19 protein-coding genes and 1 tRNA gene are annotated in these 20,060 nt (G+C 62.9%); 6 read left to right on the forward strand and 14 right to left on the reverse strand.

The genetic code is table 11. The features are described 5' to 3' along the window. Positions 1-9 precede the first annotated feature (9 nt). Complete coding sequence (locus GRAN_RS03960) at positions 10-2,241, reverse strand: FUSC family protein (RefSeq protein WP_128911686.1); 2,232 nt, start codon at positions 2,239-2,241, stop codon at positions 10-12. A 46-nt stretch (positions 2,242-2,287) separates the two neighbouring features. Further along, positions 2,288-3,217 (reverse strand): DMT family transporter, encoded by a 930-nt coding sequence (locus GRAN_RS03965; RefSeq protein WP_128911687.1) that lies wholly within the window; start codon positions 3,215-3,217, stop codon positions 2,288-2,290. Between the two features lie 105 nt (positions 3,218-3,322). Between GRAN_RS03965 and GRAN_RS03970 the strand changes: the two genes are divergently transcribed. After that, positions 3,323-4,918, forward strand: coding sequence for a hypothetical protein (locus tag GRAN_RS03970; protein WP_128911688.1), 1,596 nt, complete (start codon positions 3,323-3,325; stop codon positions 4,916-4,918). A gap of 165 nt (positions 4,919-5,083) precedes the next feature. On the opposite strand, the gene rpsT is transcribed toward GRAN_RS03970, so the two are convergent. Both rpsT and GRAN_RS03980 read right to left on the reverse strand, forming a co-directional pair. Beyond that, positions 5,084-5,356 carry a 30S ribosomal protein S20 gene (rpsT, locus tag GRAN_RS03975; RefSeq protein ID WP_128911689.1) on the reverse strand — a complete coding sequence of 91 codons (273 nt, stop codon included), beginning with the start codon at positions 5,354-5,356 and terminating at the stop codon, positions 5,084-5,086. A gap of 203 nt (positions 5,357-5,559) precedes the next feature. Next, positions 5,560-5,636 (reverse strand) — tRNA-Met (locus tag GRAN_RS03980). Between the two features lie 135 nt (positions 5,637-5,771). On the opposite strand from GRAN_RS03980, the gene kdsB reads away from it, so the two are divergent. Beyond that, positions 5,772-6,500: a 3-deoxy-manno-octulosonate cytidylyltransferase gene (kdsB, locus tag GRAN_RS03985; protein ID WP_128911690.1), complete on the forward strand. Its 729-nt coding sequence runs from the start codon at positions 5,772-5,774 to the stop codon at positions 6,498-6,500. Here the strand turns inward: kdsB and GRAN_RS03990 are convergent. From GRAN_RS03990 to GRAN_RS04005, 4 genes are all read right to left on the reverse strand, one after another. Beyond that, positions 6,490-7,203: an HAD-IA family hydrolase gene (locus GRAN_RS03990; RefSeq protein ID WP_128911691.1), complete on the reverse strand. Its 714-nt coding sequence runs from the start codon at positions 7,201-7,203 to the stop codon at positions 6,490-6,492. The two genes, kdsB and GRAN_RS03990, sit on opposite strands and share 11 nt — an antisense overlap. Positions 7,204-7,236: 33 nt before the next feature. After that, entirely contained in the window at positions 7,237-8,682 is a 1,446-nt protein-coding gene (locus GRAN_RS03995) for a phosphoglucomutase/phosphomannomutase family protein (protein WP_128911692.1), read from the reverse strand. A gap of 30 nt (positions 8,683-8,712) precedes the next feature. Then, positions 8,713-9,930, reverse strand: coding sequence for a mannose-1-phosphate guanylyltransferase (locus tag GRAN_RS04000; protein WP_128911693.1), 1,218 nt, complete (start codon positions 9,928-9,930; stop codon positions 8,713-8,715). A gap of 112 nt (positions 9,931-10,042) precedes the next feature. Then, entirely contained in the window at positions 10,043-11,278 is a 1,236-nt protein-coding gene (locus tag GRAN_RS04005; protein WP_128911694.1) for a pyridoxal phosphate-dependent aminotransferase, read from the reverse strand. A 66-nt stretch (positions 11,279-11,344) separates the two neighbouring features. Here GRAN_RS04005 and GRAN_RS04010 point away from each other — a divergent pair, with 66 nt between their 5' ends. Beyond that, positions 11,345-11,848 (forward strand): GNAT family N-acetyltransferase, encoded by a 504-nt coding sequence (locus GRAN_RS04010; RefSeq protein ID WP_128911695.1) that lies wholly within the window; start codon positions 11,345-11,347, stop codon positions 11,846-11,848. Here the strand turns inward: GRAN_RS04010 and coaD are convergent. After that, on the reverse strand, positions 11,832-12,332 hold the full coding sequence (gene coaD, locus GRAN_RS04015; protein ID WP_128911696.1) for a pantetheine-phosphate adenylyltransferase: 501 nt from the start codon (positions 12,330-12,332) through the stop codon (positions 11,832-11,834). The two genes, GRAN_RS04010 and coaD, sit on opposite strands and share 17 nt — an antisense overlap. 181 nt (positions 12,333-12,513) lie before the next feature. Between coaD and GRAN_RS04020 the strand changes: the two genes are divergently transcribed. The 3 genes from GRAN_RS04020 to GRAN_RS04030 are packed head-to-tail and all read left to right on the forward strand — an operon-like array spanning position 12,514 to position 14,340. Continuing rightward, positions 12,514-13,152 (forward strand): RNA polymerase sigma factor, encoded by a 639-nt coding sequence (locus GRAN_RS04020; protein WP_128911697.1) that lies wholly within the window; start codon positions 12,514-12,516, stop codon positions 13,150-13,152. Then, positions 13,149-13,676: a hypothetical protein gene (locus tag GRAN_RS04025; RefSeq protein ID WP_128911698.1), complete on the forward strand. Its 528-nt coding sequence runs from the start codon at positions 13,149-13,151 to the stop codon at positions 13,674-13,676. Before GRAN_RS04020 ends, GRAN_RS04025 begins: the two co-directional genes overlap by 4 nt. Position 13,677: 1 nt before the next feature. Continuing rightward, complete coding sequence (locus tag GRAN_RS04030; RefSeq protein ID WP_161570829.1) at positions 13,678-14,340, forward strand: periplasmic heavy metal sensor; 663 nt, start codon at positions 13,678-13,680, stop codon at positions 14,338-14,340. A 121-nt stretch (positions 14,341-14,461) separates the two neighbouring features. Here the strand turns inward: GRAN_RS04030 and recA are convergent, their stop codons facing one another. The 5 genes from recA to GRAN_RS04055 form a co-directional block, all read right to left on the reverse strand. After that, positions 14,462-15,544, reverse strand: coding sequence for a recombinase RecA (gene recA / locus GRAN_RS04035; protein WP_128911700.1), 1,083 nt, complete (start codon positions 15,542-15,544; stop codon positions 14,462-14,464). Between the two features lie 149 nt (positions 15,545-15,693). Continuing rightward, positions 15,694-16,464, reverse strand: coding sequence for a 3-oxoacyl-[acyl-carrier-protein] reductase (gene fabG, locus GRAN_RS04040; protein WP_128911701.1), 771 nt, complete (start codon positions 16,462-16,464; stop codon positions 15,694-15,696). A 44-nt stretch (positions 16,465-16,508) separates the two neighbouring features. Next, positions 16,509-17,276, reverse strand: a complete 768-nt coding sequence (locus tag GRAN_RS04045) for a YqjF family protein (protein WP_128911702.1) — start codon at positions 17,274-17,276, stop codon at positions 16,509-16,511. A 126-nt stretch (positions 17,277-17,402) separates the two neighbouring features. Continuing rightward, a complete protein-coding gene (locus GRAN_RS04050; RefSeq protein ID WP_128911703.1) occupies positions 17,403-18,746 on the reverse strand; it encodes a sugar porter family MFS transporter in 1,344 nt (447 codons plus the stop codon). After that, complete coding sequence (locus GRAN_RS04055; RefSeq protein ID WP_241654325.1) at positions 18,733-19,752, reverse strand: ROK family protein; 1,020 nt, start codon at positions 19,750-19,752, stop codon at positions 18,733-18,735. Before GRAN_RS04055 ends, GRAN_RS04050 begins: the two co-directional genes overlap by 14 nt. Positions 19,753-20,060 lie beyond the last annotated feature (308 nt).

The raw sequence follows: 20,060 nt of genomic DNA on the forward strand, positions 1-20,060 counted from the left end.
ACGATTGTTTTAGTTGGCGCGGCGCTCGATGGCTCCGGCTACGGCCATGGCCTCGGCGGCACGTTCGAGGACGGTGACCTGGCGTTCGATGCGCTGCATCTGGAGTTCGGCAACGTCGAGGGCATCCATGGGACGGATGAGGGTGAGACTGGGAGCGGACGGCATACTGGGGGCGCGGGACGGGAGGACTTCGAGGCGGTTGGCGAGGACTTCCATGCGAGCGGCGGGAGTTGGTTTTCCTGGGCCTGGACGCGCGGGCCGGCCGAGGGCCGCGAGAGCGGTGACGGTCTGGGTGAGACGGCGGAGGTAGGTGGTGAAGGCGAGGGCGTGCTCGGTGCCCGGGCTGGTTTTGCGACTGAAAGAGGGCTCCAGCAGGAGACGGTCCAGGGTCTCTTCGGCAGCGTTCGAGGCCAAACCGCAGGCGCGGCGGGCGGGGGCAAGGATGCGGCGTTCGATGTCGACGCGGGTGTAATCGCGGCCTATGCGGCGGGGGCTTGGGGTTTCTACAGACTCGGCGGCGCTCCAGAAGCGGAGCATGGCGCGGATGTAGGCGGCGTCGGCGTGAGCCCCAGCTTGGAGGAGCCGGGTGAGCTCGCGGTCTTCGCGCTCGGGCCACAGCAGGCGCATGGCGACAACGGCGATGACTGCTCCGACAAGAGTGGTAACGACGCGGACTCCGGCGTAGCGCCAGTCGCGGAGTTGCGGCAACGAGAGGAGGACGAAGGTTGGGGTAAGGAAGAAGCAGTAGACTCCGTAGTCGACGGCGAAGCTGGCGAGGGTCAATCCGGCGCCGACGGTAATGACGAAGATGATGCCGGCCTGGTTGTGGATGACGGCGGTGAGGAGCGCGGCGAAGATGCCTCCCGCGATGGTTCCTGCGACGCGCTGGAGGCCTCGACGCATGGTTCCGGAGCCGTTTGGCTGGAGGACGATGATGCTGGTCATCGCCAGCCAGAAGCCGTGGTTGACGTGGAGGACGTGCATCAGGAGAACGTCCACGGCTCCGACGGCAGCCATGCGGAGGGCGTGCCGCATCATGGTGGAGCGGAGGGACCAGTCGGCAAGGAGGTTATCGAAGAGACCGGGAAATGGGTTGGTGCGGCGGGTTTCGGGCCGGACGATGAGCTCGGTGGGCGCGCGGAGGCCCCGGGATGATCTGGCATCCGTTCCGCTCCAGATGGAGCGGATTGCTTCGAAGGCTATTTCAAGTTCCTGGCGAGCGTCGCGCTCTTCGGCGGCGAGGTGTCCGGCGAGGTCGTTGCCGGAGGCGATGGGGACGGGCCGACGCCGCAGGAACTCGACGGTGTGGGATCCCTCCGGTGCGAAAGAGGCCCCGAGATCGAGAGGCTGGACGTGGAGGGCCGCGGCGATCGAGTGTTCCGCACGGCCCAGCCACTGGGCGATCTCATGGAGCCCAAGGGAGTCGGGATCAGCATTCGATTCGGCGAGGTCGGCGAGTTCGCTCAGCCGGATGGCGTGGGCGAAGAGCATGTCGGCGGTTTCCAGCAGGACGGTGAGGTTGCGGGCGCGGTGGGTACGCGCAGGGGCGCGGGCGGCGGTCTGGCCGATGGCGATGCGGGCGTCTTCCATGACGACGCGGATGCGGCGCTTCCAGTCGTGCGAAGAAAGGCTATCGAGGGAGCGGGGGGCGTCCGGAGCGGCGATGCGGGACGTGGTCTCAGCGAGGAAATCGTAGGTGATGGCGACGGAGCGGCGGGCAGGCCGGAAGGGATCGAGGGGCCACAGGATGAGCGAGATGGCGGCGGCTCCGATTCCTCCGGCGATGAAGTAGGCGGCGTTCGAAAAGGCCTGCGCGGCGGTGCGGTCGCCACTTCCGAATCCGGCGAAGTAGATGACAAGGATGATGACGCTGGTGGACGCGAGGGGCTGGGTGAGGACGCGGGCGAAGGTGAAGGCGAAGCAGATGGCGGCGGTCGCAAGAGCAGCGATCAGGGTGTGCTGGAGGGATGCGCCGCGCGGCATGAGGCTGCCAACGAAGGACCCTAGGACGCCGGCGAGAGCCCCTGCGGTGAGGAGGGTAAGCATGGTGTTGAGGCGGGAGCGGTATGGGCCGCCGTTATCGACGAGGATGGCTTCGAAGGCTCCGAGGGCGGCCCAACCCATGGGCTTGTGGAAGGCAAGGCAGAGCAGCATGGCGGCCGCGACGGCGATCGCAGCACGGGCTCCGCGGCGCCATTGCAGGCGGGCAGCCAACTCACGCACGGTTGCGGATAGCGTCATAACGACAGTTTATGGTGCGTTCTGGGGTGCATTGACTCAGCTGGACCTAGAGGATCGCGGGTTCGAGTTCACGGACCCTGGTCTTTGACTGCGTCGTAAGCGTGATGGCGGAGGCGAGGATGAGTCCGCCGCCGAGCCACGCGCTTGGACCGAGATGCTCGGAGAGGACGAAGACGCCGAGGAGGGAGCCCATGAGGGGCTCCATATTCAGCAGGACACCTGCCTGAGACGCAGGGACTTGGGTGATGCCCCAGTTCCACAGGCTCGTGGTGACAGCGGTGCACAGGACACCGGCGGCGGCGCTGGCGGCCCAGGGCTTCCAGGAGATCCCATGGATTGCCGGCAGGCCATAGCGGAAGGGCACGACGATGGCAAGCATCGCGGTGCCGAGGAAGATGCCATAAGCGGTAACGAGGAGGTGGTTGTGACCTTCCATGAGCTGCTTGTTCATCAGGATCCAGAAAAGGGCGATGAAGAGGGAGGCGACGACGAGGAGGTCTCCGGCAAGAGATGGACCACCCGGGATGGCACTGTGACGACCGCCGAGAGCAATAAGGCAGGCTCCAAGCGACGAGCCGAAGAGAGCGAACCAGCCGATCTTATCCATGCGCTCGTGCGCCCAGACAGCGGCTCCGACGGCGAGGATGACGGGCATGAGGCCGACCATCAGGGCGGCATGCGAGACGGTGGTGAGGCGTAGTCCTTCGAACTGGAGGAGGAACTGAACTGGGACGCCGAGGAAGGCAGAGAAGGCTAGGATGGTCCACTCACGTGGACTGAAATCGGGCTTGTGGGTGAAGAGAACAGGCAGAAGGGCAAGGCAAGCGAAGGCGAAGCGGTAGAAGACCATCGAGCCCACCCCCATCTCGGCCAGAACGATCTTGCCGAAGAAGAAGCCGCAGCCCCAGAGCGTGCTGGCGAGGGTGCAGGCACCGAAGCCGAGGGCTCTGTGGGTGGGTAGGGTGTTTGAGGGCATTTGTTTATGGTCGCACACTGCGTCCGGCGCGAGGACATGGTCCGGGCGGACGCAACCTTGGCGCGGCGGGCTCGTCTGTGAAAGAGTAAAGTCCACAATCGTCCTATGCCGATGCTGCTTTTTTCTCTCTTGAGTACGGCGACCCGTTCGCGACTTCGTTTCGCTCCTGCCGCTTTGGTTTTCCTTGCGGCGCTTGCCTGCGCTCCGAGGGCGTCCGCGTGGGCCGCGACGGAACATCCGGTGGTGATCGCGCTCGCGGATCTGGGCATGCAGGCGCAGGGTGGGCGGCCTGCGGTTCCGGGAAGCACGGTGGCGACTGCACATTTTGTTGGGGATCATCATGTTCTGGTGACGTTTGCGGTGCGGCGGCTCATGAAGAGGCTTCCGGATACGAGGCCGGAAGACGATGACCGGATGATCGACGCCGTGCTTGTGGATGTTCCTTCAGGCAAGGTGGCGGCGCGGACGACCTGGCGGGTTCACGACGCGGGGCAGTACCTGTGGGACCTGGGGCATGGGAGGTTTCTGCTGCGTGTGAGGGACAGGCTGGCGGTGATCGCGCCACTGGCGAACCTTTCAACCGAAGAACCGTTCCAGGAGCATCACCTGCTCGGGTATGAGCGGAGGGTTGTGGGCATCCTGGTGTCGGCGGAGGGTGACTTGCTGACGGTCGAGACACGGGATCCGAATGCGATCAAAGAGGAGGATGGCGCGGTCGTCCACAAAAAGGTAGAGGAAGGGGTCGAGATCAACTTCTACCGGCTGGTTGGGACAGGCGAGGGCGAAGGGGCTCAGCACGCGGGCGTAGTGCGATCGAAGATGCCAGTCGAGGTCCCGATGACAAAGGACGGGTATCTCGATATCAGCCAGGAAAGCAGGACGCGGTGGCTCTTCGACTACTACTCGCACGAGGGCAAGAAGATCGAGCTTTCGCCGTTCGACACCAGCTGCTTTCCGCGGGCGACGTTTGTGAGCCGGAGCGAGTTTGTGGCGTTCGGGTGCCATGGCTCGCCGGACAAGATCGAGATCGGCGGGTTCGACATGACCGGGCAGCAGATGTGGCAACAGAACTTCTACGACTACTTCGCGCGGGCAACGTTTTCGTTTGCACCGGAGTCAGGAAGATTTGCGATCGGGCGGGGGATTACGACATCTCCTCCTTCACTGATCGGGCAGGATCCTGGGGGTGACTCGATGACCGGGCAGGATATCCAGGTGATGCAGACGCACAGCGGGAAGCAGCTGTTCCACATTGCCACGACCCCGGCACAGAAGAGCGGGCAGAACTTTGCGCTTTCGGCGGATGGGATGGAACTGGCGGTAATTCGCGGGGGCGCGCTCGAGATTTACAAGATGCCCGGGCTATCCGGAAAAGATAAGCAGGAGGTAAAGGCGGCGCGGGAGTTCGCGCTGGAGACGGGGAACGGGCCGATCCGGCTGCAGACGCGGACTCAGAAGACGGAGTCGGCGGGGCTGGCTCCGGTAACTCCGCCTGCCCCGAAGAGTACGGCCCCGGTGACAGCGGTGGCTTCGGCTGTTCCTGCTGTCGCTGCAGCGACTTCAGCAAATGTGCCGGCAGCTCCGCAGAGGCCAGCGGAAAATGTGATCGTGAACGGGGATGTTCCAGATGATGGACCGAGGAAGAAGCCTACGCTTTATGGCGAGGGAGATGCGGGAACAAACGAGACTGCGCCGAAGTAGTGGAGCGCACCGGCTAAATAAGACCAGCCAGAGTGTCCCTGACCGGCATGCCAAACGCGTCAGAGCTCGATAGCAAAGCCGACAAGAGGAATCAGACGTGCGAAAGGCCAGACCCTTATGCTTGGCCTGGCCTTTCGCGAATCTGTCAGCTGGTGCCGGAGACGCTTATGCCTTGACGACGGCGGCTTTGACGCGGGCGTTGAGGCGACTCTTGTAGCGACTGGCAGTGTTCTTGTGGAGAACACCCTTCTGCACGCTCTTGTCGAGGATGGAGACGGTGGTGCGGTACTGCTCGCCAATGGCCTTGGCGTCGCCGGTGACAATGGCTTCGCGGAGGCTGCGCAGGGTTCCGCGGAGCTTGCTCTTGTTGGAGCGGTTAACGGCGGTCTTAACGATGGTCTGACGTGCGCGCTTCAGCGAGGAAACATGATTTGCCATAAACTCTCTTCTCTAATACCCGGACGTTGTCGGGGGAAATGGGATGCAGGCACCGGAGGCTCATCCTGCCGATCGCGGCGGGAGAACACCAGCCAGAGACGTGGCTTGCCGCATCCCCTGCAATTTTCAAGTTTACGGGAGGATGGGCCTGGGGTCAATCGAAAACAGGTCGACTACACGAAAGCTCTTGTCTGAATCTCTTATGGTGGCGGTGGGCAGAATCGAACTGCCGACCTACGGGTTATGAGTCCGTCGCTCTAACCATCTGAGCTACACCGCCTGGTGTGGGGAGGCCGTCCGGTAGGCCGGGGTCGCGTGTGACCATGCGTCTCCCGTTGCCCTTCCTTGTGCCAAGATCGATGATACTTGATTTTGGCGGCGCGGTGTTGGTTTAGACCGCTTCCGAACGGGGGAAATGACGGATTTGCGAACGCTTGGGGTGATTCCGGCGAGGCTGGCTTCTACGCGGCTGCCACGTAAAGTGCTGCGGGAGATCGCGGGACGGCCCATGCTGGCGTGGGTTTGGGAGGCTGCGAAGGCCTGTGAGCAACTAGATGGGCTGGTCGTCGCTACGGATTCGGTGGAGGTGGAGAGCCTTTGCCGGGACCAGGGGTGGGCTTGCGAGATGACCTCCGTTGACTTGGCGAGCGGGAGCGACCGGGTGCATGCGGTGGCGCAGAGGATCGAGGCGGAGATCTACGTCAACATCCAGGGCGATGAGCCTATGCTCCGGCCGGAGCATATCGATGGGCTGCTGGCGCCGTTTACGCGGGAGCATGTGGAGGTGTCGACGCTGAAGGTGCGGTGTGCGCCGGAGAATGTGCACAATCCGAACGCGGTGAAGGTGGTGACGGCTTCGGATGGGCGAGCGCTTTATTTTTCGCGGGCGACGATTCCGTTCGACCGGGATGGTTCCGAGCCGGTTTATTGGAAGCATCTTGGGCTGTATGCGTACCGAAAGGCGGCGATTGACCGCTTCCCTACCCTGTCGGCGAGCATGCTGGAGCGGGCGGAGAAGCTGGAGCAGCTGCGGTTTCTGGAGAACGGATTCAGCCTGTATGTCGAGGCGACGGAGTTCGATACCGTTGGGGTGGATACGGAGGAGGACCTTAGGCGGGTAGAGGGGATTCTCCTCAGGCGATAGGGGTGAAGTGGAGGTGCAGCATGCCTTCGACTTCGGTGACTTTGAGATCTTCGAGGGAGCGGATGATCCAGGTGGCGGCGCTTAGTTCTTCCGGCGAGTGGGTTCCGAGTACGGCAAGGACGCGGCTGCCGGCAGCGATGCCTGCGCCGACCCCCGGAGGGGCGTCTTCGACGACGATGCAGTCCGCGTTCGAGAAGCCGAGGAGTTCGGCACCACGCATGTAGGGCTCGGGGTGGGGCTTGCCGTGGACGACCATGTCGGCGGTGATCAGGTTCGGCGGGATGGGAAGCTGGGCGGCACCGAGGCGGCCGTCGACAAGGCGGCGAGTTCCAGAGGTAACGATGGCCCAGCGGTCGGTTGGCAGGCTGGCCAGGAGTTCGCGAACCCCGGGGAGGACTTCGAGGCCTTCGGTGTCGGCGATTTCGATGTCTTCAATGATGCGAAGGCCTTCGTCCGCGTCCATGTCCGGGCGTAGGATGGCGATGATGTCGCGTGCGCGGACGCCGTGGGGGACTTCGTAGGTATCGGCGTTGGGGATGTTGTGGATGGCGGCCCACTTCTGCCAGGAGCGGACGACGGACTTGATGGACGAGATGAGCACGCCGTCGTTGTCGAAGAGGATTCCGCGGGTTTCGATGTTGAGCGCGGTGCGCGGGGCGTCGGCGGTCTCGTACGTGGCTGTGCTCAGCGGCGTTTCCGTCATGCTGGAATTCCCTTCGTGGTCTTTCCTGTTTGTCTACGCCCCCTGGAGGACGAACTGTTGGGCAGCGGCGAGGATGCGCTCCACAGACTCAGTAGAACAGCTTTCACAGTAGACGCGAAGTAAAGGTTCGGTACCGGAGGCGCGGAGGAGGAGCCATGTTTCAGCTGCGTTCTTTTTTCCGGTGCAGTCGGGATTCTCGAGGAAGAACTTGATGCCATCGAGGGTCTCCATGCGGAGAACCTTGAAGCCGGCGATGGTGTCGAGGCCTGCTCGGGCGCGGCTGATGGCTCCCTGCTTCAGTTCTTCGGTGATGTGCATGTCGACGCGGCCGTACTGGTGCTCGCCGAACTCCTCCTGCAAAGCGGCCACGAGCTGGCCGAGGGTCTTCTTTTCGTCGGCCATGACGTTGGCGAGGAGGAGGGAGTTGAGGAGACCGTCGCGCTCGGGGAGGTGGCGACTGATACCGACGCCGCCGGACTCCTCGCCGCCAATGAGGATCTCGCGCTCGAGCATGAGGTCGCAGACGTACTTGAAGCCGATGCCGTGCTCGTGGAGGGTGCGGCCGTATTTCGCGGCGATGCGGTCGAGCATTTTGGTGGTGTTGAAGGCACGGGTGACATCGCCGGGCCAGTCTTTGCGGGTGAGGAGCCAGTAGAGGATGATCGAGAAGATCTTGTGGGCGTCGACGACGTTGCCATGCTCGTCGACGGCTCCGATGCGGTCGGCGTCGCCGTCGGTAATGAGGCCGGCATCGCAGTGCTCGGCGACTACCTTTTGCCGGGACAGCTCGATGTGGGGAAGGATGGGCTCGGGGTTGATGCCGGGGAAGGCGGGATTGATCTCGTCGCGGATGGCGACGCAGGGGATACCAGCCCGGTCGAAGATGCCCTTGACCACGCCGCGACCAGCTCCGTACATGGTGTCAATGAGGAAGCGGTAGCCGGAGGCGCGGATGGCGTCGAGATCGACGAAGCGCTCGATGGCGGCGATGTAGTCGGGGTTGAAGTCGACCTCGGTGATGGGGGCGGGCGACGCCGCGGCGGGCAGAGGCTGGTCGAGGTAGCTCTCGATCCTGGAGATGATCGCAGGGCGGCCGGAGCCTCCGTAGCTGGCCTTGTACTTCACGCCGTTCCACTCGGCGGGGTTGTGGCTGGAGGTGATCATGACGCCGCCGGCGGCCTTGCGCTCGCGGACGGCGTAGGAGAGCGCGGGCGTTGGGGTGATGTCCGTGGCGAGGGAGACAGGGATACCGGCTTTCGCAAGGACTTCAGCGACAACCTTGGCGAACGACTTCGAGCCGAAGCGTGTGTCGTAGGCGATGCAGACGCCGTGAGTGGGGTCTTCATCGTTGAGGACGTAATGGGCGATCGCGGAGGCGGCTACGCGGACGTTGGCGTAGGTGAAGTCGTCGGCGATGATGCCGCGCCAGCCGTCAGTTCCGAACTTGACGGCGCTTGGTGAGGGAACAGGAGTCGTCATGCGCTGGAGGTGTCGTCCTTCCGGTATCGGTTAGATGAGGTCTTCGCGTCCGCTTTCATGGATGGCGCGGACGATTTTGGAGACGTCCTGCGAACGGCCCCGGGTTGTGATGAGCAGGGCGTCGGGGGTTTCCACGACGACGAGGTCTTCAACGCCGAGCAGGGCTACCATGCGGCCGGGGGCGTGGACGTAGTTTCCCTTGGACTGAACGGCGATGAGGTCGGTGGTGGCTCCGTCGACGACGTTGTCGGTCTCGGCGGAGCCGCGATGCTCGTGGAGCGAGGCCCAGGAACCGAGATCGTTCCAGCCGAAGTCAGCGGGGAGGGAGAAGATGGCGGAGCGGCGTTCGCCCTTGCCGGAACGGGGTTCGAGGACGGCGTAGTCGATCGAGATGTTTTCGCAGAGCGGGTACTGCTCGGCGAAGACCTTCTCGAAGTCGGGCGTGCCGTAGGCGGCGGCGATGGCTTCGAGCGGCGGAGCCATGTCGGGGATGTGCTCGCGGATGGCGTTGGCGAGGGTGCGGGCGGACCAGAGGAAGATGCCGCCGTTCCAGACGTAGTTGCCGAGCGAGAGGAAGCGCTCGGCGGTGTGGCCGTCGGGCTTCTCGCGGAAGCGCCGGACGCGATGAGCGGTGATGCGGTTTTCGGTCGCGCCATCGAGGGTGTCGGTGGTCTCGGGCGGCTCGAAGGCCTCGGGGGCGAGGATGTCGAGGGGGATGGAGTCGCCCTGCTCGATGTAGCCGTAGCCGGTCTCGGGACGGGTGGGCGGAACTCCAAGGACAACGATGTTTTCCCCTGCAGCAGCGATGCGGATGCCGGTCGCGAGGACCTCGGCGAAGCGCTCGATGTTCGAGACGACGTGGTCCGAGGGGAAGATGCCGATGACGGTGTCGGGCTCATTGCGCTCGAGGAGGAAGGCCGAGAGGGCGCAGGCGGGAGCGGTGTTGCGCGGGCAGGGCTCGGAGATCACGTGGGCAGCGGGAACGCCGGGAAGCTGCTCGCTGATGACATCGTGGAGCCAGTGGTTGGTGATGACCCATACGTTTTCCGCGGAAGCGACCGGCAGAAGGCGCTCGAGAGTCTGCTGAATCATGGTGCGTTCGCCGTCGAGGGCGAGGACCTGCTTGGCCCGGGCGCGGCGGCTGCGCGGCCAGAAACGGGTTCCACTTCCTCCGGCCAGGATGACCGCCGCGAATTTTGGCGCGGCTTCGCTGGGACCCGGGGGCAGACTGCTTCCGTTTGTGCTCATGGTCCTCAGTCTATTGGATTTTGAAGAAGGCGTCTCGTGAAAAGCCCGCAAGCGCCGGGTGGCGAGTGCGGGTTTCTGTATGACTTTCGGACTGTTTGCAGGGTTTTCCTGGTTACTTGAGGCCCGCGAAGAACTCGCGCATGCGCTTCACGCCCTCGTCGATGACATCGGCCGAGACTGCGTAGGAGAGTCGGATGTGGTCCGTTGTGCCGAAGGCTTCGCCCGGCACGACAACCACATGGGCCTCACTGAGAAGACGCGCGGCGACGTCGGCGGCGGTGCGGATGCCACCCTTGCCGAAGAAGCTCGAAACGTTCGGGTAGACGTAGAACGCACCCTGAGGAACGGTGCAGGTGAGGCCAGGGATGGTCTTGAAGCCTTCGAGCACGCGGTCGCGGAGCTTGATGTAGTCGGCGCGCATCTCGGCGACGCACTCCTGCGGGCCGTGGACGGCGGCGATGGACGCCCGCTGAACCATGCTGGCTGCGTTCGAGGTGCTCTGGGACTGGAGCTTGCTCATCGCGGAGATGATCTGCTTGGGTCCGAGAGCGAAGCCCGCACGCCAGCCGGTCATCGCGTAAGTCTTCGAGAGCGACCCGAGGATGACCATATGCTCCTTGCAATCCTTGAAGGAGCCGCCGGAGACGACCTCGCCGGTGAAGGTGAGGTAGACGTAACACTCGTCGAGGAGGACATAGATCTCCTTCGCGTGGGCGAGGCGGACGATGGCTTCGAGATCCTCAGGAGCGACAACGGCGCCAGAGGGGTTCGAAGGCGTGTTGAGGATGATGGCCTTGGTCTTGGGGGTGATCGCGGCTTCGATCATCGCGGCGGTGATGCGGAAGTTCTCGGACTCTTTGCTCTCTACGAACACGGGAACGCCGCCGGCGTACTGGATGATGTCCTTGAAGGAGACCCAGTAGGGGACGGGCAGGATGACTTCGTCGCCGTGGTCGACGAGGACCTGGATGGCGTTGAAGAGGGCGAGCTTTCCGCCGGTGGTGAAGACGCACTCGTCGGGGGCGTAGGCGGAGCCGAAGTCGGCGGCGTGACGGTCGACGATTGCCTTGCGCAGGTCGGGGATGCCGGCGACGTTGGTGTAGCGGGTGAAGTTCTGCTGGATGGCCTCGATGGCCGCGTCCTTGATGTGCTGGGGGGTGGCGAAGTGGGGCTCGCCGGCGCCGAAGTCGGAGAGGTCGACGCCCGTGGACTTGAGGCGGAGAGCTTCAGCCGTAATGGCCATGGTGGCCGAGACTTCGATGCGGTTGATGCGGTCCGTAAGGATCTTGCGCGCCTTGGGGGCGGAGGCGACTGGGGCGGCTGGGGTAAGGACGGAAGAGGCGCTCATACCTTCTAGTTTGGCAGATTTGCGGGGTGAGATAAAGGTTGGCGGGGATAATAAGCTCTGGAGCGAATGACCTTGAATCTGCGGTTGGCTGTCGTAGGGGATGTGGACGCGATCTGTGCGATTGAGACGATCCCGGCGTTTCGGATGTTTGTCGGCTCCTGGCCTGCCGAGCAGCACCGAGAGCTGATGGCGAACCCGGACGCACGCTATTTTGTGCTGGCGGATGAACACGGTGACGTGGGTGGATTCGCCATCCTCAGGGGCATGACGTCGGTCCACAAGTCGTTCGAAATTGTGCGGCTTGCCGTGAAGGAACCGAACAAGGGCCTTGGGCGCGTGCTGTTGAAAGCTTGCCTCGCAGCGGCTTTCGAGGAATACAGAGCGCACCGGCTATGGCTGGATTTGTTCGAAGGCAACGAGAGGGCGCGGCATGTGTATCTCAGCGCAGGATTCACGGTGGATGGGGTCTTGCGTGAGTCGATCCTGCTCGATGGGGAGTACTACTCGATGTTGCTGATGTCGATTCTCGAAGACGAGTACCGGCAGAGCCTGCTCACTCCGGAGAGTTGATCGGGACCTTCGTTTTGAGACGTTCCATGACGAGCGGAGGGACGAGGGCGGAGACGTCGCCGCCGAGCTGAAAGACGCCCTTGATGAGGCGGGAGCTGACGTAGGTGTATTTTTCCGCCGGCATCATGAAAAGGGTCTCGACGTTGGGGTCGAGCTTGCGGTTCATCATGGCCATCTGGAATTCGTACTCGTAGTCGGAGATGGCGCGGATGCCGCGTAAGACGGCCTTGGCGCCCTGGGCGCGGCAGAAGTCGACGAGGAGGCCGTTGAAGGTCATGACGGAGACGTTGCCGAAGGGACGGGTAGCCTCGGTGATCATCTCGGCTCGCTCGTCGGGGGTGAAGAGCGGGTTGCTCTTTTCGGAGTTGCGCAGGATGGCGACGACAAGCTGATCGACGATTTGCGAGCCACGGGCGATGAGGTCGAGATGCCCGTTGGTGAGGGGATCGAAAGTTCCGGGGTAGATCGCCTTGACAGTGTGCATGCAGACAGAAGCATACCTGCTTGGGGTGGATTGTTCTGTCAATCGGGTTGGAACGGCGCCAGCGGAGAGTACCTTTTGTTTGGCCCGAAGAAAAATTGCTGCCCGTGTAGGCTTCTCTATGGAAATCTCCGTCAGTGATGGTGAAGGAATGAACTTCGACTCAGGTTCCACCAGAGAGACGATGAGCACACCAAGCCTGACCGCATACGATCCTCTTGATCTGCCATCGATCGGCACGGAGCCGGTCGAGGCGCTGCCGGCCGCAGCGACGCGGGTGGGCACCTTCGACAACATGGCCGAGATCGTGGCCAACCACGAAGTTCGGATCTTCCGGTTCATCCTGGCCTCGCTGCGGGACCGCGATGCCGCCGAGACGCTGACGCAGGAGACGTTTGTGCGGGCTTGGAATGCGCGGGAGAGCTTTCGCGGAGATTGCGCGCCTAACACATGGCTGATGCGCATCGCCGTGAACCTGGTGCGAGATTATACCCGCACGGACCGGTTCAAGTTCTGGAAGAAGGTCGCGACGACGGCGGTCGATGTGACCGAGGTTTCGACTCTGGTGCCAACGCATGAGAGTTCCGCCGAATCGCGGCTGATCGCGCGGCAGCAAGTGGACCTGATCTGGGAGACGGTGGAGACGCTCTCGGAGAGGCAGCGCACGATCTTCCTGCTGCGGTTCGTCGAAGAGCTTGAGCTTGCCGAGATTTCGACGATGACAGGACTTCCGTTGAGCACCGTCAAAAGCCATCTTTACCGCGCACTGAACACCGTCCGCGCACGCCATACACGACTGACGAAAGAGGGCGGACAGCTATGATCGCTACCGATAAGACGAATCACCTTACGTCCGAGCAGATGGATCTTCTGCTCTACATAGGACCAGCCGAGATTGACCAGGAAAGCGCAGGGCACCTGCGTGGCTGTTCAGCGTGCAGCAAAGAATTGCAGGAGCTTCGGCTGTCGCTTGGAGCGTTTCGCGCGACGACGACGGCGCTTGCCGAGAAGGCTGCCATGACACGGCCAAGGACGAATCTACTTCCGGCTCGTCCTGTATGGGGCTGGACTTCGTTCCGGGCTACGCCGGCTTATTTTGCACTGGCGGCCGGGCTGACGGTAGCGGCGGTCCTTGTCCCGTTCGTGCGGCACTCACAGAGTGTCGCGGAACCCGCACAGCCTCTCGCACAATCGACTCGCAATGTCGCCGATGATGACGCGCTGCTGCGGGATATCGATCAGCAGCTCGATGCTTCGGTCCCAAGCGCGATGGAGCCGCTTGCGGATCCGGCCATGAACTCGACCAGAAAATTGGATGCAACGATCAAAGACACTAACAAGGACTGACATGATGATGCGAACTGCTCTTCGGCTTGCTCCCGTAGCCCTCTTCACTTCGACACTGCTGTACGCGCAACAGACACCGGCCCCCTCCGCGGCACCGGTACCGATTATTCGAAACACTCCTCCGGTGGCACAAGGCGGACCGGGTGGCCCGCAGGGCTTTCGCGGCGGCGATGGCGGCATGAACGATCATGGCATGCGGTCGGGCCGGATGCGCTTTGAAGGTGGCATGGGCCCGATGGGGATGTGGTGGAAGAACCCTGACGTGGTTCAGCGAGTGGGGTTGACTCCTGACCAGACCGGAAAGATGGAGGAGATCTTTCAGAAGAGCCGTCTGCAGTTGATCGACCTGAAGGCCAACGTCGAGCGGCAGGAGGTAACGCTGGAACCTCTTCTCGACGCGAACCCGGTGGATACGAAGAAGGCGCTGTTTCAAATCGGTAAGGTCGCGGATGCGCGGGCGGAGCTGGAAAAAGCGAACGCGGCGATGCTTCTGGGACTTCGCGGTGTGCTCACTCCGGAGCAGTGGACCAAGCTCCATGCGGGCTGGCGGCATGGCGACATGATGAAGGGCGATCATCCGGGCGGGACACCGGGTGGCGGCGGTACGGCGACGCGTGGCGACGAAGAGGGTCGACGGTCCGATGCCATGCAGGGCACGCGGTAGAAGCAAAAACAGGCAGATCTCCCGGATGGAGTCTGCCTGTCTTCAGATTTCCAAGATTTCAAGTTTCGCAGCTGACCACTGCGGTTCGGGCGTCCGGATTCTCCGGGCGTCCTTTTCTTCTTTAGCTTGCGACCTTCTTGGCCGGACGGATCGCTTCCTGCGCGAGAGTCGGACCGGCTGCGGGAACCTCGGGGATCGGAGCCACAAGCGCAGCGCCGATACCGAGCTTCTTGCGAAGTTCAGCGTCGATACGCCCGAAGATGTCCTTGTTTTCCTTCAGGAAGTTGCGGACGTTCTCGCGGCCCTGGCCGATTCGCTCGCCCTGGAAGCTGTACCAGGCTCCGCTCTTGTCGACGATGTTGTTCAGGACGGCGAGGTCGAGTGCATCGCCCTCGCGGGAGATGCCTTCGCCGTAGAGGATGTCGAACTCGGCGTCGCGGAACGGGGCGGCAACCTTATTCTTGACGACCTTGACCTTTGTGCGGGAGCCGACAATGACGTCGCCTTCCTTTACCGCGCCAATGCGGCGGATGTCGATGCGCATGGACGAGTAAAACTTGAGCGCGCGGCCGCCCGTGGTCGTTTCCGGGTTACCGAACATAACGCCGATCTTGTCGCGGATCTGGTTAATGAAGATGAGGCAGGTGCGCGACTTGGCTACCGTTCCCGTGAGCTTCCGAAGCGCCTGTGACATCAGGCGAGCTTGCAGCCCCATGTGTGAGTCGCCCATCTCACCGTCGAGTTCGGCCTTGGGAACGAGGGCGGCTACGGAATCGACAACGAGGACGTCGATAGCGTTCGATCGGACGAGGGCTTCGACGATCTCGAGCGCCTGTTCGCCGTAGTCGGGCTGCGAGACGAGAAGGTTGTCGATGTCGACGCCGAGTTTGCGGGCGTAGGCGGGGTCGAGCGCATGTTCGGCGTCGACGAAGGCCGCGAGGCCGCCGGCCTTCTGCGCCTCGGCGATGATCTGGAGGGTGATGGTGGTCTTGCCCGAGGATTCAGGGCCGAAGATCTCGATGACGCGTCCGCGCGGGACGCCGCCTACGCCGAGGGCCGCGTCGAAGGAGATGGATCCGGTCGAGATGACCGCGATCGGGACGATCGCTTCCTTCGAGCCGAGACGCATGATGGAACCCTTGCCGAACTGCTTCTCGAGCTGCGAAAGTGCGGTTTCGATTGCCTTGCTGCGTTCGTCTGCCACGTGTGTTGCTCCTTCGATATGTGCCCGAAAGGTGCTCTGCTGGGCGCGGAATGGTGGTGCTGATTGTTCCCGGATTCTAGCATTCCAATTTGGGAAAAGCAAAGAAAAGGCGAAGCAAAGAATAACAACCAATTCCCTGCCTTCTAGGATCAGCCCATGTACATGCCGCCGTTGACGTCGAGGGTGTGACCGGTGATGTAGGAGGCACCCTCGGAGGCGAGGAAGACGACCGCGTGGGCGATCTCGTCGACCGTACCGACGCGCTGCATGGGGACATGCGTGGTCATCGTCGCCTTCTGCTCGTCAGTCAAAACGCCGGTCATGGCGGTCTCGATGTACCCGGGAGCAACGGCGTTCACTGTGATGGAGCGGGCCGCGAGTTCGCGGGCGAGTGCCCTGGTCATACCGATCAGGCCGGCCTTCGAGGCGGCATAGTTGGCTTGGCCGGATTGTCCGGTTTCGCCGACGACGGAGGTGATGTTGATAATGCGTCCCCATCGGGCTTTAAGCATGGGTGACATGGCGGCCTGTGTCATGAGGAAGGCGCCGGTGAGGTTGGTGGAGAGTACATCGTCCCAGTCCTTGCGCTTCATGCGGAGGGCGAGCGTGTCGCGGGTGATGCCGGCGTTGTTGACGAGGATCTCGAGCTTGCCGAGCTGGGCGACGACGGACTTGGCGCAGGCTTTGATGGAGTCTTCGTCGGCGATGTCGAGCAGAAAGGTGTGAGCGGTGCCACCGGCGGTCTTGATCTCGCCGGCCACATCGGCGAGCTTTTCTTCGTTGCGGGCGGCGAGGGCTACGGTGGCTCCGGCGGCGGCGAGCGCGAGCGCGATGGCGCGGCCGATTCCCTGCGAGGCTCCGGTGACGAGGGCGACGCGGCCGGTGAGGTCTGTTGTGCTGGGGGTCAAATGATTCTCCATGTCTTCCGCCTGAGGCGGTCGGTGCAGGTCCGATTATACGAAGCTCAGGCGGTTGGAGCGTCGGGGGTGAGGGACCAGAGGAAGACCTCGAGGGAGCGGGCGAAGTGCAGGATCGGCGGGCGCGGCGGGAGGATGATGCCGTGGGCGGCGGGGATCGTGTTGACGCGGATCTCCGCTTCGGCGGGTTCGAGGGGCCATGGCAGGTGGTGGATGTGTCCGGCGAGCAGACTGCCGCGATGCGGGGTGAAGAGGGCGTACCGCTCGGTGAGGAAGGCTTCGAGAGAGCCGGCCTGGCTCAAGGCTACTGGGCCGAGGCTCCTATAGGTGGCTTCGAAGATTGCTGTAGTACGCGTGAGGAGACGTCGGCTGGCGTAGTCGACCTGTCCCTGGCTTGTGGTGCGGGTCATCGAGGCAAAGAAGTAGGGAAGATGGAAAAGGACGCGGGCTCCGATCACGGCGAGTGGACTGGCGCAATCGAGCGAAAAGAAGAAAACGCCTGCCAGGCCCGTACGGCGGGAGCGGACGTAGGTGCGCAGGTTCAGTTCCGGGAAAGTGTTGGTTGTAGGCACGCCGAAGGTGGCTTCTCCGGCGAAGCGGGTGCGAACGCGATCCATCCAGAAGGGGACGACGCCGATCCACGCGTATCCGTCGTAGAGATCAGGTTCGAGCCCTGCGGGGAGGAGTGGGGCAAGGTCGGTCGAGGGGATGGGCCAGTGGGCGAAGAGGAGATCGTTCCAGCGCTGGGCTAAACGCCATGGGCGGGTAGGGATGGGGTAAGGGCGGTGGGCGGTTGTGGTGAGGATTGCGGGCACGATGGTTGGATGCCACGTTGTCGGCCACTAACAAGAATAACAACGGCAGTACGAAATACGAGGATCCTTAGCTCCGCTCAGGATGACCGCGTAGAGCGAGCAACGGCAAGAGCGGACACAGGTGGGCTACTCGATCTTGAGCATGCGTTGGAGCTCTTCGAGCGAGACCTGCTTGGTCTCGGGAAAGAAGAAGAGGACAACGAAGAACTGCAGAACCATCATGGCGGAGAAGAAGACGAATGGGCCGGCTCCCGAGCGGGCAGCGATGACCGGGAAGACTCCCGAGAGGATCGCATTCATCACCCAGTGGGTTCCGGAGCCGAGGCTCTGGCCCTTATTGCGCACGCGTGTGGGAAATACTTCGCTGATATAGACCCAGATGACCGCACCCTGCGAGACGGCGAAGAAAGCGATATAGCCAACGAGCGCGTAGACGAGCCATGCCTGGTGCTGATGCAGGTAAAAGATGCCTGCGACGATGGCCAGGCAGATCGCAGTTCCGACCGCGCCGATAAGGAGGAGGAGCTTGCGTCCGAGGCGGTCAATCAGCAGCATGCCGAGCAGGGTGGCGAAGAGGTTCATCGCGCCGATGGCTACGGCCTGCAGGTTTCCGGAGAGTTTGCTGAAGCCGGCGGCGGCGAAGATGTCATTCAGGTAATAGAGGATTGCGTTGATGCCGGCGAGCTGGTTGAACGCGCCGATCGCGATGGCGAGGAACATGGGGCGTCCGTAGCGGAAGCGGCCGTTCAGGCGTTCGAAGAGTGAGGCGCTCTTCTGGTCCGCCTCCATGTGGAGCGACTCGCGGATATCGCGAAGCTCGGCCTCGGAGTTGTTCGAGCCGAGGAGTTCGAGAACGTCTTTGGCTTCCTTGAAGCGGCTCTGCGTGACCAGCCAGCGCGAGCTGCGCGGGATGCCGTAGAGCAAAGCGAAGAAGAGGAACGCGGGAACGGCGGCGACACCAAGCTGGTAACGCCACTCCTGCACGCCGATGTTGAAGAGGCTGATGAGGTAGTTCGAGAGGTAGGCGAGCAGGATGCCGACCACGATCATGATCTGAAAGGTGCCGACGAGGCGCCCGCGGATGCGCGCCGGGGCCAGCTCAGCGATATAGACGGGGCCGAGTACCGAAGAGCCTCCGATGCCGAGGCCGCCAAGGAAGCGGGCAGCGAGCAGGAGATCCCAGTTGGGCGCAATCGCGCAGCCGATCGAGGAGATGAGGTAAAGGATCGCAGTGAGGCGGAGCATCTCGCGCGAACCGTACTTCTGACCGAGCGTTCCAGCCGTGAGCGCACCGATGACGGTGCCCCAAAGAGCGATCGAGACGGTGATGCCGAGCTGGTTGGCCGTGAGCGCGTAGGCGTGCGTGAGGCCTGCTGTAGTGCCCGAGATGACGGCAGTATCGAACCCGAAGAGGAGGCCACCCAGGGCACCCACGAAGGTGCTCCGGATGATGTATTTATTGATGGGCAAGCAGGGCCTCCGGAGAACCTGTAATCGTCTGTGGCTGAAACGGTAACAGGCATGCTCCGAGAAGGCCAGCCGTTGCACCGAGTTGCGCCCCAAGGATATACGTTTTGTGGCGTTCCAGGCGCTCGGGCTCAAGGATCGTTGGCTGGGTCAAGCGATAGACATAGCTGCGGCTGTGGAGCTCGCGAAACATCGCCGGCGAGAAGAGGTCCCATGCCTCGCAGACACCGCCGCCAAGGAGATACAGCGGCAGATTGAGCGTATTGATGAGGCCCGTAAGACCGATTGCGAGAGCGTGGCCGACCGTCTCGAAGACGGAGATGGCCTCGAGATTGCCGTCGCGGGCGAGCAGGGCGACATCGTGAGAGGTGGCCGGGGCGGCATCGCCCATGCGTTCGCGCGCCATGCGCAGGACGGCGGTAGCGGAGGCGTACTGTTCGAGGCAGCCGGAGCCGCCGCATCCGCAGGGAGCACCATCGGTATCGCGGATGATTACGTGGCCGGCCTCGCCCCCCATGCCGGTCGAGCCATGCCAGATACGTCCGTTGAGGATGAGGCCGTTGCCGACGCCGGTCCCCAGGGTGAGGACGCAGAGAGATTCGACACGGTGCGTGCGTCCTGCTCCTAACATCTGCTCGGCAAGGGCGGCGAGGTTGGCGTCGCTCTCGATGTCGATGCTTCGGCCGAGGGTTGATTCGACTGCGTGGCGCAGGTTGAAGCCGTCCCATCCGCCGAGGTTGGGCGGGTTGCGCAGGATACCTTCCGGAAGCTCCAGCGGGCCGGGGGTTCCGATACCGATGCCGGCGAGACTGCGGTCAGAGTACTCCTTCGCCAGAAGCGCGTTGATAGCCTCGCACATGTCGCGAACGACCTGATCGCGACCTTCTTCGAGGCGCGTCGGGATCAGGATGGAGTCGAGGAAGTCGATGCCTTCGGCGTAGGAGGCCACCCGAAGGTTCGTCCCGCCCAGGTCGACGCCGATAGAGTATGTTTCGCTGGCCAGTTTCAAATTCCTAATCCATTCGATAACTCAAGATGTGATAAGCCTTCCAATCCGGTCCTGATCGTCCGGAGCATCGCGAATCTGTCTCCGCTCGAAGGGGACCGGTGCGTGGGCCGTCGGCTATGGGTCAGCATGGCTGTGATGATAATCGTTCCCACTGGATTGTTGGCCGCAGCCCTCATGGTGCATCGTCATGGACGTGCCCTGCAAGCGATAAGTCGCGAGTCCGGTCATGTTCTTGCATAAGAATTGATGGACGGCCTCAGCCTCCGCTGGTATTGTTACCACGCACGATCTGCGCTTTCTCCTGTGCG

The sequence above is a fragment of the Granulicella sibirica genome (assembly GCF_004115155.1).
Taxonomy (GTDB): domain Bacteria; phylum Acidobacteriota; class Terriglobia; order Terriglobales; family Acidobacteriaceae; genus Edaphobacter; species Edaphobacter sibiricus.

What these genes read in the sequence shown, in the direction of transcription:
- GRAN_RS03960 (WP_128911686.1), bottom strand. Translation starts at nt 2,241, where the DNA reads ATGACGCTATCCGCAACCGTGCGTGAGTTGGCTGCCCGCCTGCAATGG.
- GRAN_RS03965 (WP_128911687.1), bottom strand. Translation starts at nt 3,217, where the DNA reads ATGCCCTCAAACACCCTACCCACCCACAGAGCCCTCGGCTTCGGTGCC.
- GRAN_RS03970 (WP_128911688.1), top strand. Translation starts at nt 3,323, where the DNA reads ATGCCGATGCTGCTTTTTTCTCTCTTGAGTACGGCGACCCGTTCGCGA.
- rpsT (WP_128911689.1), bottom strand. Translation starts at nt 5,356, where the DNA reads ATGGCAAATCATGTTTCCTCGCTGAAGCGCGCACGTCAGACCATCGTT.
- kdsB (WP_128911690.1), top strand. Translation starts at nt 5,772, where the DNA reads ATGACGGATTTGCGAACGCTTGGGGTGATTCCGGCGAGGCTGGCTTCT.
- GRAN_RS03990 (WP_128911691.1), bottom strand. Translation starts at nt 7,203, where the DNA reads ATGACGGAAACGCCGCTGAGCACAGCCACGTACGAGACCGCCGACGCC.
- GRAN_RS03995 (WP_128911692.1), bottom strand. Translation starts at nt 8,682, where the DNA reads ATGACGACTCCTGTTCCCTCACCAAGCGCCGTCAAGTTCGGAACTGAC.
- GRAN_RS04000 (WP_128911693.1), bottom strand. Translation starts at nt 9,930, where the DNA reads ATGAGCACAAACGGAAGCAGTCTGCCCCCGGGTCCCAGCGAAGCCGCG.
- GRAN_RS04005 (WP_128911694.1), bottom strand. Translation starts at nt 11,278, where the DNA reads ATGAGCGCCTCTTCCGTCCTTACCCCAGCCGCCCCAGTCGCCTCCGCC.
- GRAN_RS04010 (WP_128911695.1), top strand. Translation starts at nt 11,345, where the DNA reads ATGACCTTGAATCTGCGGTTGGCTGTCGTAGGGGATGTGGACGCGATC.
- coaD (WP_128911696.1), bottom strand. Translation starts at nt 12,332, where the DNA reads ATGCACACTGTCAAGGCGATCTACCCCGGAACTTTCGATCCCCTCACC.
- GRAN_RS04020 (WP_128911697.1), top strand. Translation starts at nt 12,514, where the DNA reads ATGAGCACACCAAGCCTGACCGCATACGATCCTCTTGATCTGCCATCG.
- GRAN_RS04025 (WP_128911698.1), top strand. Translation starts at nt 13,149, where the DNA reads ATGATCGCTACCGATAAGACGAATCACCTTACGTCCGAGCAGATGGAT.
- GRAN_RS04030 (WP_161570829.1), top strand. Translation starts at nt 13,678, where the DNA reads ATGATGATGCGAACTGCTCTTCGGCTTGCTCCCGTAGCCCTCTTCACT.
- fabG (WP_128911701.1), bottom strand. Translation starts at nt 16,464, where the DNA reads ATGGAGAATCATTTGACCCCCAGCACAACAGACCTCACCGGCCGCGTC.